At 65.2% G+C, this 15468-nt stretch carries 13 protein-coding genes; 9 read left to right on the top strand and 4 right to left on the bottom strand.

The features are described 5' to 3' along the window. Positions 1–5 precede the first annotated feature (5 nt). The 3 genes from CXX84_RS12065 (at position 6) to CXX84_RS12075 (ending at position 4352) form a co-directional block, all read left to right on the top strand. Positions 6–2513: an FAD-dependent oxidoreductase gene (locus CXX84_RS12065; RefSeq protein ID WP_102976959.1), complete on the top strand. Its 2508-nt coding sequence runs from the start codon at positions 6–8 to the stop codon at positions 2511–2513. Between the two features lie 102 nt (positions 2514–2615). Next, on the top strand, positions 2616–4091 hold the full coding sequence (locus CXX84_RS12070) for an HNH endonuclease signature motif containing protein (RefSeq protein ID WP_102976960.1): 1476 nt from the start codon (positions 2616–2618) through the stop codon (positions 4089–4091). Between the two features lie 39 nt (positions 4092–4130). Then, the gene (locus tag CXX84_RS12075) at positions 4131–4352 is read left to right on the top strand and encodes a hypothetical protein (protein ID WP_102976961.1); all 222 of its coding nucleotides are present in this window, start codon (positions 4131–4133) and stop codon (positions 4350–4352) included. A gap of 104 nt (positions 4353–4456) precedes the next feature. Here the strand turns inward: CXX84_RS12075 and CXX84_RS12080 are convergent, their stop codons facing one another. The 3 genes from CXX84_RS12080 to CXX84_RS12090 form a co-directional block, all read right to left on the bottom strand. Further along, a complete protein-coding gene (locus tag CXX84_RS12080; RefSeq protein ID WP_102976962.1) occupies positions 4457–6808 on the bottom strand; it encodes an FdhF/YdeP family oxidoreductase in 2352 nt (783 codons plus the stop codon). 93 nt (positions 6809–6901) lie between these two features. Further along, entirely contained in the window at positions 6902–7522 is a 621-nt protein-coding gene (locus tag CXX84_RS12085; protein WP_102976963.1) for an MBL fold metallo-hydrolase, read from the bottom strand. Continuing rightward, positions 7522–8607, bottom strand: coding sequence for an S-(hydroxymethyl)mycothiol dehydrogenase (locus CXX84_RS12090; RefSeq protein WP_102976964.1), 1086 nt, complete (start codon positions 8605–8607; stop codon positions 7522–7524). Before CXX84_RS12090 ends, CXX84_RS12085 begins: the two co-directional genes overlap by 1 nt. 476 nt (positions 8608–9083) lie before the next feature. On the opposite strand from CXX84_RS12090, the gene CXX84_RS12095 reads away from it, so the two are divergent. The 6 genes from CXX84_RS12095 to CXX84_RS12120 all read left to right on the top strand — a co-directional run bounded on the left by CXX84_RS12095 (position 9084) and on the right by CXX84_RS12120 (position 14782). After that, on the top strand, positions 9084–10481 hold the full coding sequence (locus CXX84_RS12095; protein WP_102976965.1) for an MFS transporter: 1398 nt from the start codon (positions 9084–9086) through the stop codon (positions 10479–10481). Between the two features lie 68 nt (positions 10482–10549). Next, the gene (locus tag CXX84_RS12100; RefSeq protein WP_102976966.1) at positions 10550–11803 is read left to right on the top strand and encodes an aminopeptidase P family protein; all 1254 of its coding nucleotides are present in this window, start codon (positions 10550–10552) and stop codon (positions 11801–11803) included. Between the two features lie 81 nt (positions 11804–11884). Continuing rightward, on the top strand, positions 11885–12694 hold the full coding sequence (locus CXX84_RS12105) for an IclR family transcriptional regulator (RefSeq protein ID WP_102976967.1): 810 nt from the start codon (positions 11885–11887) through the stop codon (positions 12692–12694). A gap of 9 nt (positions 12695–12703) precedes the next feature. After that, on the top strand, positions 12704–13522 hold the full coding sequence (locus CXX84_RS12110) for an HAD family hydrolase (RefSeq protein ID WP_102976968.1): 819 nt from the start codon (positions 12704–12706) through the stop codon (positions 13520–13522). 147 nt (positions 13523–13669) lie between these two features. Beyond that, positions 13670–13918: a hypothetical protein gene (locus CXX84_RS12115; protein WP_102976969.1), complete on the top strand. Its 249-nt coding sequence runs from the start codon at positions 13670–13672 to the stop codon at positions 13916–13918. A 60-nt stretch (positions 13919–13978) separates the two neighbouring features. Further along, positions 13979–14782 carry a glycerophosphodiester phosphodiesterase gene (locus CXX84_RS12120; RefSeq protein WP_102976970.1) on the top strand — a complete coding sequence of 268 codons (804 nt, stop codon included), beginning with the start codon at positions 13979–13981 and terminating at the stop codon, positions 14780–14782. Positions 14783–14859: 77 nt separating this feature from the next. Here the strand turns inward: CXX84_RS12120 and CXX84_RS12125 are convergent, their stop codons facing one another. Further along, on the bottom strand, positions 14860–15366 hold the full coding sequence (locus CXX84_RS12125) for a hypothetical protein (RefSeq protein WP_102976971.1): 507 nt from the start codon (positions 15364–15366) through the stop codon (positions 14860–14862). Positions 15367–15468 lie beyond the last annotated feature (102 nt).

A 15468-nucleotide genomic window follows, 5' to 3' on the forward strand; every position in this document is an offset into this window, starting at 1 on the left:
CACCCATGAGCTCATCACCACGCGTTGTCATCATCGGCGCCGGCATTGTCGGAACCAACCTCGCCGACGAACTCGTAACCCGGGGCTGGACCAACATCACGGTGGTGGAACAAGGCCCGCTGGAACTTGCCGGCGGCTCCACCTCGCACGCGCCGGGCCTGGTGTTCCAGAACAACCAGTCACGGACCATGACCGAATTCGCCACCTACACGGTGAACAAACTGCTCGCCCTGACCAAGGACGGCGAGTCCTGCTTCAACCAGGTGGGCGGTCTGGAGCTGGCAACCACCCCCGAGCGCCTGGCCGACCTCAATCGCAAGATGGGCGTGATGACATCCTGGGGCGTCGAAAGCCGGATCGTCGATGCCGACGAATGCGAAAAGATCTATCCCCTCCTGAACACCGGCAAGCTCACCGGCGGCCGCGAAGTCCTGGGCGGCCTGCTCATCCCCACCGACGGCCTGGCCCACGCCGCCCGGGCGGTGCAGCTTTTGATTGAGCGCTCCAGCGAGCGTGGCGTGACCTTCGTCGGCTCCACCACGGTCACGGGCATCGCCCAGGAGGGCGGCAAGGTGACCGGCGTCGAAACCGACAACGGACTGATCCCGGCGGACATCGTGGTGTCATGTGCAGGTTTCTGGGGCCGTGAACTGGGCAGGATGGTGGGGCTGGAGGTACCACTGCTGCCGCTGGCCCACCAGTACGCCATCAGCACCCCGCTGCCCGAACTCGAGGGCGTCAACGAGCTTCCCAAGGGCGCCAGCAAGCCTATCCTGCGCTACCAGGACAAGGACCTGTACTACCGCGAATGGGGCAACCGCATCGGCATCGGCAGCTACGCCCACCGCCCCATGCCGGTGGACATGTCCGCCCTGCCGAAGGTTCCCGCAGAGGAGATGTCGGACCACCGCATGCCCTCCCGCCTGGAATTCACTTTGGAAGACTTCCTGCCCGCGTGGGAGGACAGCCAGGACCTGCTGCCGGCCCTGCGCAGCTCCGGGATCCAGGACGGCTTCAACGGCATCTTCTCCTTCACCCCTGACGGCGGCCCGCTGATGGGCGAGGCACCCGAGCTCGACGGCCTGTTCGTGGCCGAAGCCGTCTGGGTCACGCACTCGGCCGGCGTGGCCAAGGCCATGGCGGAGCTGCTGGTGGAAGGCCGGTCCCGCACGGACCTGCACGGCTGCGAGCTCACCCGCTTCGAAAAGGTCCAGACCTCCGACGCCTACGTCAGCGAGACCTCGCAGCAGAACTTCGTGGAGATCTACGACGTGATGCACCCGTTGCAGCCCAGGGAATCCCCGCGGGACCTCCGCGTGAGCCCCTTCAACGTGCGGCAAAAAGAGCTCGGGGCGTTCTTCCTCGAGTCCGCCGGCTGGGAACGGCCGCACTGGTTCGAGGCCAACCGCGGGCTGCTGGAGGAACTGCCCGCCGAATGGCAGACGCCGGAGCGGGATGAGTGGGCAGGAATGTTCTCGTCCCCCATCTCTGCCGCCGAAGCGTGGAGGACGCGTACCGCCGTCGCACTTTATGACATGACTCCGCTGAAGCGCCTGTCCGTGGTGGGTCCTGGCGCGCAGGCGCTGCTGCACCGGCTCAGCACGGGCAACATTGCCAAGAAGCCGGGTGCCGTGACGTACTGCCTCCTGCTGGAGCACGACGGCGGCATCCGCAGTGACGTGACCGTCGCGCGGCTGGCGGAGGAGGACTTCCAGCTGGGCGTCAACAGCAACGTTGACTTCGACTACCTTCGGGTGGAGGCCCGCAAGCAGTCTGCCGCGGATCCGGCCCAGTGGGTGCATGTCTCCGACATCACCGGCAGCACCTGCTGCATAGGGCTGTGGGGCCCGCTGGCGCGCGAAGTGATCGGCAAGGTCAGCTCCGACGACCTCACCAATGACGGCCTGAAGTACTTCCGCACCAAGGAAATCTCCGTGGGCGGCATCCCCGTGACGGCCATGCGCCTGTCCTACGTGGGTGAGCTCGGCTGGGAGCTGTACACCACCGCCGAGTACGGCCTGAAGCTGTGGGATCTGCTGTTCGAGGCAGGCCAGGAGCACGGCATCATCGCCGCCGGCCGTGGCGCCTTCAACAGCATGCGGCTCGAAAAGGGCTACCGGCTGTGGGGCACGGACATGACATCCGAGCACCACCCGTACCAGTCCGGCCTGGGCTTCTCCATCGCCAAAGACAAGACCGGGTTTGTGGGCGCCGAGGCCCTGGCCGAGCGCAAGGAGCAGCCCGCCACGCGTGTGCTGCGCTGCCTGACGGTCGACGACGGCACCTCCATTGTGCTGGGCAAGGAACCGGTGTACGTGGACGGTTCGGCGGCCGGCTACGTCACCAGCGCTGCCTACGGCTACACGGTCCGCAAGCCGATCGCCTACGCGTGGCTGCCGGCGTCGGTGTCCGAGGGAGACGCGGTGGAGGTGGAGTACTTCGGCAAGCGGATTGCTGCAACGGTCTCTGCTGAGCCGCTCTTCGATCCGGGCATGGAACGCCTCCGCGGGTAGTCCGGAACCTGTCCGGACTTGGCGTCGGAAACCGGGGGTCGCCTGACGGGCGGCCCCCGGTTTTCACGCGTGAATGTCAGACCCCCTTGCCATGATGGGTACATGGGCAGGGAAGCGGTGGTGAAGGCGTTTGCGGATATCAAGGCCGCCCTTGCCGTGCTCAATGCTGAGGTGGACGGATATGGTTCAGAGCCGTTCTCGGCTGCTGATCCGCTGGCCGGGCTGGCGGATGGGAACCTGGACATTCTCGCCGGCGCTAAGGAGGCGGAAGCCGGGCTTGCAGGCTTGAAAGCCCGTGCTGCCGTTAAGTATGCGGACACAGTCCAAGCCTTGGCGCCTGACATGCCGGTGCAGGCGCAGGAGATGGCCGTCGCTGCGGAAATCGGGTCCGTGCTGGCCATCGGACTGCGGGCCGCAAGCGCGTTCCTGGCCGCTTCCCACGCCATGGACACAACATTGCCACTGACACTCTCGGCCCTGCAGGCCGGTTCAATTTCCTGGCAGCACGCCCTGGCCATGGCGGACGAGGCAGCCACCCTTGACCCGGCCGGCGCCGCTGCCCTGGAAGCCCACTTCCTGGACCCGGAGACACCCAGGCCTGCCACCGCGGCCGCGATCGGGGACATACCCGCCCACCGGCTCCGGCACAAAGCCCGCACCTGGCGCGAACGCCACCACGCCGAAAGCATCGAGAAACGCCACGCTAAAGCCGCGGCAGACCGGCGCGTCGAGTACAGGCCGGACCAGGACGGGATGGCCTGGCTTTCGGCCTGCCTCCCCGCCGATCAGGCAATGGCAGGCTGGAACCGCCTCAACGCCCTCGCCCGGGCCGCACAAGGACCCGATGAGCCCCGCACCCTCACCCAAATCCGGGCCGACACATTCGCCGAAGCGATCCTCACCAGCGGAACCAGTCCAAACTTCAATGCAGGCAACAGCGACGCGGCAGGTGCAGAAACGGCTGCCGGCCCATCTTCATCAGTCCGGGCCCAGGTGCTCGTCACCGTGCCGGTATTCGCCCTCATGGGACTGACTGACGAGCCCGCCATGCTGGACGGCTTCGGCCCCATCGCGCCGTCGATGGCCCGGAAACTGGTCGCCGACGGTGCTGATTCGTTCCACCGCGTCCTGGTGGATCCGCGGGACGGGGCACCGCTGGAGATCGGGCGGACCAGCTACCGGGTCACCAAAGCGATGCGGAACTGGCTGAGGATGCGGGACGGCAAATGCCCCTTCCCCGGTTGCAACAACCCGTCGCTGGACAACGAGGCAGACCATCTCCTCGCCTGGCATCACGGCGGAACCACCGGCATCAGCAACCTCGGACAACCATGCCCCAAGCACCACAAACTCCGGCACTCCACCGGCTGGACACCAACCCCCGCCACCAAGAACGAACCACCCGGGTGGATCTCACCCTCCGGGCGGCGTTACAAAAGCGAACACCAGGACTGGGAACCACCCCACTGGCCCGGAGCACCACGCCCTGCCACCGGCGACCCACCCGATTTTTTCTACCTCGGCCGCTCCCCAGGAGAAGACGGTATCGAGCGGTTCCTGCATGCCCGGGCCAATTGAACCCTTGCAGCCACCTGTAGCTACTGATTGGCTGGTGGGATGGCTGATGACGAGGTTTCCAAGAACATTCCTTCCGACGACGAGCACCTGCGCCAGGATGTCCTGCCAGAATCCGGGGGAGAACCCCAGGACGCCCCGGACAGCGGATTCACACCCGGACAAACCAACGCCGGGCAGCAGGTGGGCGGACTTGCCTCGGCCAGCGGCTACGGCAAAGACCTCGATCCAGAGGCCCAACCTGACGGCAACAACCCGGTGTAACCCAGACGGGGTCCTAAAAAACACAAGACAGCGACGGCGACATTCGGAAGGTGCCGGATGTCGCCGTCGTCGTTCTGCTCGCTGGAGACGAAGCTGGGCGGGAACTAAACCGCGGCAGGCTCCAATTCCCCGGCAGTTTCCTCGGCAGCGGCTTCCGCCAGGTGTGGCACGAACCTGACAAACATGGCTTTGAAGCCGGGGGTGTTGGATTCCCGTGCGACGTTTTCCTTGTGGACCAGGGCGTTCGCTTCCGGGAAGTACGCGGCTGCGCAGCCCTTTGCCGTCGGGTAGGCCACCAGGCGGAACTTGTCCGCTGTCCGGTCGTGGCCGCGGAAGGTGCTGACCACGTCCACCAGGTCCCTGTCCTTGAAGCCCAGTTCGGCCAGGTCTTCCGGATGGATCAGGATCACCCTCCGGCCGCCGGAGATGCCCCGGTAACGGTCGTCCAGGCCGTAGAAGGTGGTGTTGTACTGATCATGGCTGCGGATGGTCTGCAGCACCAGGTGCCCGTCGGGCGGGGTGAGGTACTCCAGCGGACTGACGGTGAACCGGCCGCGGCCGATGTCCGTGGCGAACGAGCGGGTGTCCCTGGGCGGGTTAGGCAGAACGAACCCGTTCTTGGTCCGGACCCGGGCGTTAAAGTCCTCGAAGCCGGGCAGGACGCGTTCGATGTGGTCCCGGATCACGTCGTAGTCCTCGGCCATGGCCTTCCAATCCACCGAGTGATCCGGGCCGAAGGTCGCCTCGGCCATCCGGGCCACAATCACGGGTTCGGCCAGCAGGTGCTCCGAGACCGGCGCCAGCCGGCCCTGGGTGGAGTGGACCACGGACATGGAGTCCTCCACGGAGAGGAACTGGGCGCCCTTGGGGTGCTTGTCGTCCTTGTCCGTCCGGCCCAGCGTGGGCAGGATCAGCGAGGTGCGCCCGTGCACCACATGGGAGCGGTTGGGTTTGGTGGAGATGTGGACTGTCAGGCCGATCCGCTGCATCCCGGCTTCGAGGGTTTCGGTGTCTGAGCAGGCGAGCGAGAAATTGCCGCCCATGGACACGAACACGTCCACCTCGTCGCGTTCGAAAGCTTCCATTGCTTCGACGGCGTCGTACCCGTGGTGGCGCGGGGACGTGATGCGGAACTCGGTATCGAGGGCGTCGAGGAGCCATTCCTTCGGTTTTTCCCAAATGCCCATGGTCCGGTCTCCCTGGACGTTGGAGTGCCCGCGGACCGGGCAGGCACCGGCGCCGGGCTTGCCGAAGTTCCCCTGAAGCAGCAGGACGTTGACCATTTCCTTGATGGTGTCCACCGAGTGCGGCTGCTGGGTCACGCCCAGGGCCCAGCAGAAGATGGTGGCCTTGGACTTGATCAGCATCCCGGCCACGGTCTCAATCTGTTCCCGGGACAACCCGGTGGCCTTCTCCGTCTCGGCCCAATCCAGCTCCTTGCGGGCGTCGCAGTACGCTTCGAACCCATCGGTTTGGGCAGCGATGAAGGAATGGTCGACGACGGTCCCCGGGTTCCGCTCCTCCTCCGCCAAGAGCAAGTGGCCGAGGGCCTGGAACAGGGCCAGGTCACCGCCCACCTTGATCTGCAGGTATTCATCGGCCAGCGGCGTACCTCCGCCCACGACGCCGGAGACTGTCTGCGGATCCTTGAAGTTGAAGAGACCGGCCTCTGGCAGCGGGTTGACCGCCACCACTTTCCCGCCCTTGTCCTTGCACTCCTTCAGCGCGGACAGCATCCGCGGGTGGTTGGTGCCGGGGTTCTGTCCCACCACAAAAATCAGTTCCGAATCGTGGATGTCATCCAGGGACACGGTGCCCTTGCCGATCCCGATCGTGGGATTCAGGGCCGAGCCGGAGGACTCATGGCACATGTTGGAACAGTCCGGCAGGTTGTTGGTGCCGATGGCCCGGGCGAACAGCTGGTACATAAAGGCTGTCTCGTTCGCGGTCCGGCCGGAGGTGTAGAAAACGCAGCGGTCAGCCGTAGTGGCCCGGAGGTGTTCGCCGATCAGCTCGAACGCCTCGGCCCAGGAGATCGGCGAATAGTGGGTTTCGCCTTCGCGGATCACCACGGGTTCGCTCAGCCGGCCCTGGTTGCCCAGCCAGTACTCCGTCTTCGTCGAAAGCTCCGCGATGGAGTGCTTGGCCCAGAACTCCGCTCCGACCGTGCGGAGGGTGTTCTCCTCGGCCACCGCCTTGGCGCCGTTTTCGCAGAACTCAGCAACCTTGCGCTTCTTGTCCGACTCCGGCCAGGCGCAGCCAGGACAATCGAAACCGCCGCGCTGGTTCAGCCGGAGCAGCGTGTGTGCCGTGCGGGCCACCCCGGCCTGGGCCACTGCACGTTCAAGGGCAACCATGACTGCCTTGACCCCGGCAGCCTCGGTCTTGGGCTTGTGGACTTCAAGATCGTCCTCGTTGATATCCGCGACGGGGGCGGGCTGCTTACCGAACTTCATTGTTCCAACTTCCTTACCGGCATACGCCGTTCTTTCCATGACCAGCAAAGGCGTGCCGGGTTCTACCGGCACGCCTTCGTTGCTAAATCCCCGCTACTGGGCCACCTTCGCCAGGGTTTCCTGCTCGGCCCCGATGGTGGTGTTGTCGCCGTGGCCGGTGCGGACCACGGTTTCAGCGGGGAGGGTGAGCAGCCGTTCCCGGATGGAGGCCAGGATGGTGGGGTAGTCGCTGTAGGAACGCCCCGTTGCACCCGGACCACCGTTGAAGAGCGTGTCTCCCGTGAAGACGGTGCCTTCACTCTCGAGGTAGAAGCAGGTGGAACCGGGGGAATGCCCGGGCGTGTGGATTGCCTTGAAGGTTGCTCCAGCCACCTGGAACTCGTCCCCGTCCTTGTGCTCCCGGTCCGGTTTTGAATCCGGGTAGACCTGCTCCCAGAGGACCTGGTCCTCCGGGTTCAAGTAGATGGGCGCACCCACGGCTTCCGAGACCTCCCGGGCTGCGCCGATGTGGTCATTATGTGCATGGGTCAGAAGGATGGCCAGGACCTTCCGGCCCTGCACCTCACTGATGATCGCGGCCGCGTCATGCGGCGAGTCGATGATGACGCACTCGTCGTCGTTTCCCACGATCCAGACGTTGTTGTCCACATCCCAGGTGCCGCCGTCGAGCGAAAAGGTGCCGGACGTGACCAGGTTGTCGATCCGGACTGCCATCAGAGCTCCACCACCGAACGCAGGACCTTGCCCTCGTGCATCTTGTCGAACGCTTCTTCCACCTGGTCAATGGTGATCCGCTCCGAGACGAAGGCGTCCAGGTCCAGGTTGCCCTGCTTGTAGTGCGACACCAGCATCGGGAAGTCGCGCGAGGGCAGGCAGTCGCCGTACCAGGAGGACTTCAGGGAGCCGCCCCGGCCAAAGACGTCGAGCAGGGGCAGTTCAAGCGTCATCTGGGGAGTCGGGACGCCCACCAGGACCACCCGTCCGGCGAGGTCGCGGGCGTAGAACGCCTGCTTGTACGTCTCAGGGCGGCCGACGGCGTCAATCACCACGTCCGCTCCGTTGCCGTTGGTGAGGGCGCGGATAGCCTCGACGGCATCTTCCTTGCTGGAGTCGATGCCGTGCGTGGCCCCCAGGGACTTGGCCATCTCCACCTTGTTTGCGTCGATGTCCACGGCGATGATCGTGGTGGCGCCGGCCAGCTTGGCGCCGGCGATTGCGGCGATGCCCACGCCGCCGCAGCCGATAACCGCTACGGACTCGCCGCGCTTGACCTCACCGGTGTTGATCGCGGCACCGATGCCTGCCATCACGCCGCAGCCCAGCAGGCCGACGGCGGCAGCATCGGCTTCGGGATCCACCTTGGTGCACTGGCCCGCCGCCACCAGGGTCTTCTCAGCGAAGGCGCCGATGCCGAGGGCAGGGGAGAGTTCCGTACCGTCTTCAAGGGTCATCTTTTGCGTCGCGTTGGCTGTGTTAAAGCAGTATTGCGGCTGGCCTTTCGCGCAGGCGCGGCACTCGCCGCACACGGCACGCCAGTTCAGGATCACCCGGTCCCCGGGTGCGACGGAGGTGACATCGTCGCCCACGGCACTGACAACACCGGTGGCTTCATGGCCCAGCAGGAAGGGGAATTCATCATTGATAGCACCCTGTTTGTAGTGCAGGTCCGTGTGGCAGACGCCGCAGGTGAGGATGTCCACCAGTGCTTCGCCGGGGCCCGGCTCCGGCACCAGGATGGTCTCCACCGACACCGGCGCGTTCTTTTCCTTGACAACCACTGCCTTGACTTTGTGAACCATGTTCCTGTGTTCCTTTCGTTGGCCGGATGAGGATCCCCGCCCGACTAGCAAGTCTAGAAGCTGCACCGGCTTCGGGCCGCTACCCAAAGGGACAGGTAAGGGACGCGAAGGGGTAGTTTCGGCCCCCTGGAGAACGTTCGGCTTCCGATCCACCATTGCGCATTACACAACGCGACGCGCCATGCGCTTACTCGAAAATATCCCAGCGGTGCCGCCGGCTGTCAATAGGGCGTTCACGGTGCCGGCATCCGCGGTGGCAGCCGCCCCTACCTGCAGCCCATTTCAGAGCAACTCTAGTTCACCTGCTGCAACGCTGCGTAGGTCCCTGCCTTCATGACCATGGACACGGCCGTGGCGCACTATTTCCCCCCGCGCCAGAGTTTTCTTTTCGAGGAGCCATTGACTGTGCTCCCCGTCACGCTTAGTCTGGTGCAACAGCGTTGCGCTGAATGCAACCACAAACCTTTGGTGGATACATGAGTAACGAAACTTCCTCTCCTGCCCGTGAGCGGGGCATGGGTGCGCAGGGGAACGGCGCCGATCCCCGCAACAGCACCACGGGCAGTGCGATGAGTGGCTCCGCACCTGCTGACAACGCAGTCAGCAAGGAAACGCGGCGCCGGGTCATTGCCGCCAGCTTCATCGGCAACTTTGTTGAATGGTTCGACTACGCCGTTTACGGCTACCTTGCCGTCACCATCGCAACAGTCTTCTTCCCCGAATCCGATCCGCAGACCGGGCTCCTGCTGACCTTCGCACTGTTTGCGATTTCCTTCCTGGTGCGTCCGCTCGGCGGGTTCGTCTGGGGCCACATTGGCGACAAGGTGGGCCGGCGGACGGCCCTCTCCCTGTCCATCCTGATCATGTCCGGAGCAACCTTCTGCATAGCGCTGATCCCGGGCTACGACACAATCGGCATCTGGGCGCCCGTCCTGCTCCTGATCATCAGGGTGGTTCAGGGTTTCTCTGCTTCCGGCGAGTACGCGGGAGCATCCGCCTTCCTGGTGGAGTATGCCCCCGCCAACCGGCGGGGACTGTATGCCGCCGTCGTTCCCGCCAGCACCGCCGCCGGCCTGCTCCTCGGTTCGCTGATCGCCGGCCTGCTGACCACCCTGCTCGCGGCCGAAGCGATGCAGAGCTGGGGCTGGCGGCTGCCGTTCCTGCTCGCAGCCCCGATGGGCCTGATCGGCCGGTACATCCGGACCAAGCTCGAGGACACTCCCGTGTTCCGTGAACTGGCGGCCGAAGACCACAAAGACAAGGCGCCCGTCTCCAGCCTCTTCCGCAACCACTGGCGGCAGCTGCTGCAGGCCGTCGGAGCCGTGCTGCTCAACGCCGTCGGCTTCTACGTGATCCTCAGCTACATGCCCACGTATCTGTCCTCCGAGCTGGGCCTCGGGGAAACCGAGTCCTTCCTCGCCACCACCGTCGCGCTGACGACGTACATCGGATTCATCTTCCTGACGGGCATGCTCTCGGACCGGTATGGACGCAAGAAGGTGCTGATCAGCGCATCGGTCGCCTTCATTGTCCTCACCGTGCCCGCGTTCGCTCTGCTGGGAACGGGCAACTTCCTTGTGATCGTCCTGGTCCAGATCCTGCTGGGCGCCATGCTCACCCTGAATGACGGTACGCTCCCCAGCTTCCTGGCTGAAATGTTCCCCACCCGCGTCCGTTACAGCGGCTTTGCCGTCAGCTTCAACCTCTCCAACGCCCTGTTCGGCGGCACCGCCCCCTTCATGGCAACACTCCTCATCGCTGCCACTGCAAGCGACCTGGCGCCCGCCTGGTACCTCGTCGCTGCCGCCGTCGTCTCCCTGATCGCTGTGGCCCTCTCCAGGGAAACCTGCAAAGAGCCACTGCGCCACGAATAGCTTCCCTCCCAACCAACCGCACCACGCCAACCGCACCAAGAAATGCACGAGAGAAAGGCATCGTTACGATGACCATCACCACCGAGAACGCCACCACCGTCGCCGAACTCGAGCGCACCAAGATCCTCAAGAACGGCGAGAAAGTCAGCCTCACGTTCTCTGACACCGAGTTCGAGCGCCGCCTCGCCGGCCTGCGCCGCATCATGGCTGAGAAGGACCTGGACGCCGTTGTCCTCACCAGCTACCACTCCATCAAGTACTACTCCGACTTCCTGTTCACCACCTTCGGCCGCTCCTACGGCATGGTGGTCACCAAGGATGACACCGTCACCGTCACCGCCAATATCGACGCCGGAATGCCTTGGCGCCGCAGCTACGGCGACAACATCGTCTACACCGACTGGCGCCGGGACAACTACATCTTCGCCATCCAGGAAGTCCTGCGGACCCGCGGCATCAGCCCGCGCCGCCTCGGGGTTGAGGACGACTCGCTGCCGCTCGACAACCGCAACAAGATCCAGGCCGCTTTCCCGTCGGCCACGCTGGTGGACGTGGCCCAGGCTGCGATGCGCCAGCGCATGATCAAGTCCGCCGAGGAGATCGAGGTGATCAAGCACGGCGCCCGCATCGGCGACCTGGGCGGCGAAGCCATCCGCAACGCCATTACCGCAGGCATCACCGAGTACGAGGTTGCCCTGATCGGCACCGAGGCCATGGTCCACGAGATCGCCAGGACGTTCCCCGATTCCGAGATCCGCGACACCTGGGTGTGGTTCCAGTCCGGGATCAACACGGACGGCGCCCACAACTGGGCCACCACCCGCAAGATCCAGGAACACGACATCCTGTCCCTGAACTGCTTCCCCATGACCTCGGGCTACTACACAGCGCTTGAGCGGACCCTGTTCTTTGGCGAACCGGATGCCCGTTCGCTTGAGCTGTGGAACATCAACGTTGAGGTGCACAAGCGCGGTCTTGAACTCATCAGGCCCGGTGCCGTCTGCAAGGACATCGCCGCGGAACTCAACGAGATCTACGTCGGCCATGGCCTCCTGGCCAACCGCACCTTCGGCTACGGCCACTCCTTCGGCGTCCTGAGCCACTACTACGGCCGCGAAGCCGGGCTGGAACTCCGTGAGGACATCGACACGGTGCTCGAGCCGGGCATGGTGGTCTCCATGGAACCGATGGTCACCGTCCTCGACGGCCAGCCGGGCGCCGGCGGCTACCGTGAGCACGACATCCTGGTGGTGGGCGAAGACGGCGCGGAGAACATCACCAAGTTCCCGTTCGGGCCCGAATACAACATCATCGGCGCCTGATCCAGGCAGGGCCAAACCCGGAAGCGGCGTCATGTCCATGGCGCCGCTTCCGGCGGTACGTAGGGAATGATGGGTAGCACCATGAGCGCAACAGAACCCGAGACCACAGGCAACGGCGACAGCAAAGGTGCCTCTGTCATCGTCAACGCGATTGCCGTCCTCCGCACTTTCTCGGCGGACGAGCCGTTGCTGGGCGTCACCGAGATCGCCAACCGGGTGGGATTGCATAAAAGCACAGTGTCCCGGATCCTGGCCACCTTTGAGCAGGAACACCTGGTGGAGCGGGACGCTGAAACGCGCCGGTTCCGGCTCGGCCTCGGCCTGATCGCAGTCGCCGGACCCCTGCTGGCAGAACTGGAGGAACGCCGGGTTGCCTACCCGGTCCTGCGCGAACTGTCGGAGCAGACCGGTGAAACAAGCGCATTGATGGTGTGGAGCGGTGACGAATCCATCTGCGTGGAGCAGATTGCCAGCCACCACCAGATCAAGCACACCACTCCACTGGGAGCACGTTACAACGACGCGCTCAGTGCCTCGGTGCAGGTTTTCCTGGCCCGTGAACCGGAAGCCCGCGTCCGGTCCCTCCTCAGCAGCGGTGTCATCAGCTATCCCGGCCTGGACGAATCGGGCCTTGACGCCTACCTGGTCCGGCTCAAGGACGACGTCCGGCGCGGCTGGGCAGTCAACTACGGGGAAACCTCCATTGATGAAGTGGGCCTCGCGGCGCCCGTTTTTGACCACCGGGGCGAGGCGGTGGCCGCCGTCCTGATCCCCGCCCCGCGGTTCCGGGTGTCCCAGGACCGGCTGCAGGCCCTGGGGGAATCATGTGCCGCCGCCGCAGGCAAGGTCACTGCGCGGCTGGGCGGAAGGGTACGCAGGCCCGCCCAGTAGACTGTCAGGATGCGGTTGGTAGCGAGCGACATTGACGGAACGATCCTCGGCCACGACGGAAAAATCAGCAACCGCACCGTTCGTGCCTTCCACGCCTGCCGGGACGCCGGCGTCGAACTGGTTTTTGTGACCGGGCGTCCGCCGCGGTGGCTGCACCCCCTGCAGGACCAGTTGGGCCACACCGGCACTGTCATCTGCTCCAACGGCGCCGTTGTCTGGGACCTGGAAGCGGACAAGCTGGTGTCCGCCCGGACGCTGGGCATTGATGCGGTTCTGGAAGCCCGCCGCGTCATCAAGCGCCTGCGCCCCGCCGCCCTGTTTGCCGCCGAAACGCTGACAGGATTCCATCTTGAACCCGGCTTCATCGAAAACGCCTCCAGTGAGCTGCTCTCGGAATTCACCCCGGCACCGCTCGCCGAAACACTGGTGGCGGATGACGCCGTGGTGAAGTTCCTGGCCATCGTCCGAGAAGGCACTGCCGACCAATTCCTCGCTGAGGTGGCTCCCGCCGTCGAACACCTTGCCTCCGCCACCCATTCCTCACCCGGCGTGTCCATGCTCGAACTCGCGCTGCCCGGAGTCAACAAGGCCGTCGCCCTGGCTGAATACGCCGCCGCCCTGGGCATCGGTGCCGAGGACGTCGTGGCGTTCGGGGATATGCCCAACGACATCGAGATGCTCCGCTGGGCCGGGCACGGCTATGGCATGGCCAGCGGGCATCCGGAAGCGATTCGTGCCGCTGGCCGGCAGGCGCCGCATTTTGACGACGACGGCGTGGCCCAGGTCCTGGAGTCACGGCTGGCCTCACTGGGCGTTCAGCTCAGCTGATCCTGGCGAAGGCGGCACCCCGCCACGCGGCATTCCGGACGGTATGCCGCGCCAATTACACAGCTGGCGCTCACCTGGCGTTCACTTTTGAGCCCTAGCGTGGGACGCGGAGAGCCCAACCTCTCCATTCCGGCTCGAGGGGTAGCAATGGCAAGAAAAGCGAAGTTTGACACCGCGGAGGCGCCCCTGCGCCAGGCAACACCTGCGCCGCACTGGGAAACGCTGAGGCAAGGTGACCGGGTCCGGGTCCTCCTCGCTCCGGGTTTCGAGGCCAATGGCCTGGTTGACGCCATCACCGCCGACCACTCTGCCGTATGGATCGATTTCGACGGCGGGCGCGGCAGGACGCTGCTGCACTGCAGCGACGGGGTGGATATCGTTCCGCGCGAAAGCTGACGGGTTGCCCGGGGCTGAAGCCCGCAAACCGGAGCGAACGGACGGGAGTACGCTCGAAGCGTGAGCCTGCCGTTCTTCGACCACACCGGCCCCGACGGGTCGCCCTTGCCTATCGCGATGGCCCATCGCGGGTTTTCACGCGAGGGCCTGGAAAACTCGATGGCCGCGTTCCGCGCCGCCGTCGACCTGGGCTATCAGTACCTGGAGACCGATGTCCACACCACGGCGGACGGCGTGGTGCTCCTCTTCCATGACGGGACGCTGGACCGGGTGACAGATGGCAGCGGGAAGGTCTCCGAGCTCCCCGCCGCGACGGTGGCCGGGGTCCGCATCGCCGGGCAGGAGCCCATTCCCCGGCTGGATCAGCTGCTCGCGGAACTTCCCACAGTTCGGCTCAATGTGGACGTCAAGGACTGGAACTCCGTACGCAGCATCGCTGCCGGCATTGAAGAACACCAGGTGCACCACCGGGTTCTGCTGACCAGTTTCTCGGACCGCCGGCGGCGGGCGGTGTTGAAGTTGCTGAGCCGGCCGGTCGCGGCATCGGCCGGGGTTGTGTCGGTGGGCCTGTTCACCGTGCTGGGCCGCCTGCTCCCGGGGCCGGTCTTCAGATGGAGCATGCGGTGGAACCTCCGCGGAGTCCACGCCCTGCAGGTGCCGGTGCGCTACGGCAGGGTGGAAGTGGTGACGGCAGGTTTTGTCCGGCGGGCGCACGCCCTCGGCCTCGTGGTCCATGCCTGGACCATCAACGACCCGGGGGAGATGCGCCGCCTTCTCGAACTGGGCGTGGACGGGCTGGTGACCGACCGTGCGGACCTGCTCCGTGATGTGCTGCTGGAACGCGGAGAATGGCCGCACAGCTGACTTAGCCGCACACTTGCTCTGCCGCGACCGGCTGCCCCGATCCCCTCCTGAGGTTCTCCCGCCTGCTGACGCTTTGGCTAGCCGCGGCCGGTGCTGGTGGACGGGTCCTGGTCGCCTTCCGTCGGGTCGGCCCGCAACTCGCCAGGGTTACTGTCGGGCAGGCCTGCCGACCCCGAAACGCCGCCGGGATCTGCCCCTGTCCCGCTGGTGGGGGCAGAGGCACTGCCGGCCAGGCCGCCGTCGTCCTGGCCTGCTCCGCCTTGCTCCTGGCTGCCCTGGCCCCCGCCGGTCTGACTTGTGCCGCTGTCCTGCCCCGTGCCGCCGTCCGGTGCATTGGTGTCCTCGTCCCCGCCGAAGGGATTCTCAGCTACAGGGCCCGGAGCTGCGCCGGTCTTCAGTCCCGGAGCCTTTTGCTTTTCCGCTTCCATCGCATTGGAGCCCTCGCTGAGGGAGGAATGCACTTCCACCTCGTCATTGGGATCAGTGGGATCAGGAACGTGCGTTTTCTCAGTGGCCTTGGACGTCCCTGCCAGATCCTCCATGGCGTTCTCTGCTGCCTTGCCGATGCTGTCGCCGATACCCATGTCACTGCTCCTTCTGACTTCGTGTCCCGGCCACCCCAGCGGATGCCCGGATTACCCTTCCAGAATTATCAGCATGCTTACAATTAGTCCAGAGCCGGGGAA

This window comes from Arthrobacter sp. AFG7.2 (genome assembly GCF_002892835.1).
In the GTDB taxonomy this organism is placed as follows: domain Bacteria; phylum Actinomycetota; class Actinomycetes; order Actinomycetales; family Micrococcaceae; genus Arthrobacter.

Bases quoted from the DNA above. Each gene is read 5' to 3' on its own strand.
- CXX84_RS12080 (WP_102976962.1), bottom strand. From the start codon at position 6,808: ATGAAGTTCGGTAAGCAGCCCGCCCCCGTCGCGGATATCAACGAGGAC.
- CXX84_RS12095 (WP_102976965.1), top strand. From the start codon at position 9,084: ATGAGTAACGAAACTTCCTCTCCTGCCCGTGAGCGGGGCATGGGTGCG.
- CXX84_RS12105 (WP_102976967.1), top strand. From the start codon at position 11,885: ATGAGCGCAACAGAACCCGAGACCACAGGCAACGGCGACAGCAAAGGT.
- CXX84_RS12115 (WP_102976969.1), top strand. From the start codon at position 13,670: ATGGCAAGAAAAGCGAAGTTTGACACCGCGGAGGCGCCCCTGCGCCAG.
- CXX84_RS12070 (WP_102976960.1), top strand. From the start codon at position 2,616: ATGGGCAGGGAAGCGGTGGTGAAGGCGTTTGCGGATATCAAGGCCGCC.
- CXX84_RS12075 (WP_102976961.1), top strand. From the start codon at position 4,131: ATGGCTGATGACGAGGTTTCCAAGAACATTCCTTCCGACGACGAGCAC.
- CXX84_RS12110 (WP_102976968.1), top strand. From the start codon at position 12,704: ATGCGGTTGGTAGCGAGCGACATTGACGGAACGATCCTCGGCCACGAC.
- CXX84_RS12085 (WP_102976963.1), bottom strand. From the start codon at position 7,522: ATGGCAGTCCGGATCGACAACCTGGTCACGTCCGGCACCTTTTCGCTC.
- CXX84_RS12100 (WP_102976966.1), top strand. From the start codon at position 10,550: ATGACCATCACCACCGAGAACGCCACCACCGTCGCCGAACTCGAGCGC.
- CXX84_RS12125 (WP_102976971.1), bottom strand. From the start codon at position 15,366: ATGGGTATCGGCGACAGCATCGGCAAGGCAGCAGAGAACGCCATGGAG.
- CXX84_RS12065 (WP_102976959.1), top strand. From the start codon at position 6: ATGAGCTCATCACCACGCGTTGTCATCATCGGCGCCGGCATTGTCGGA.
- CXX84_RS12090 (WP_102976964.1), bottom strand. From the start codon at position 8,607: ATGGTTCACAAAGTCAAGGCAGTGGTTGTCAAGGAAAAGAACGCGCCG.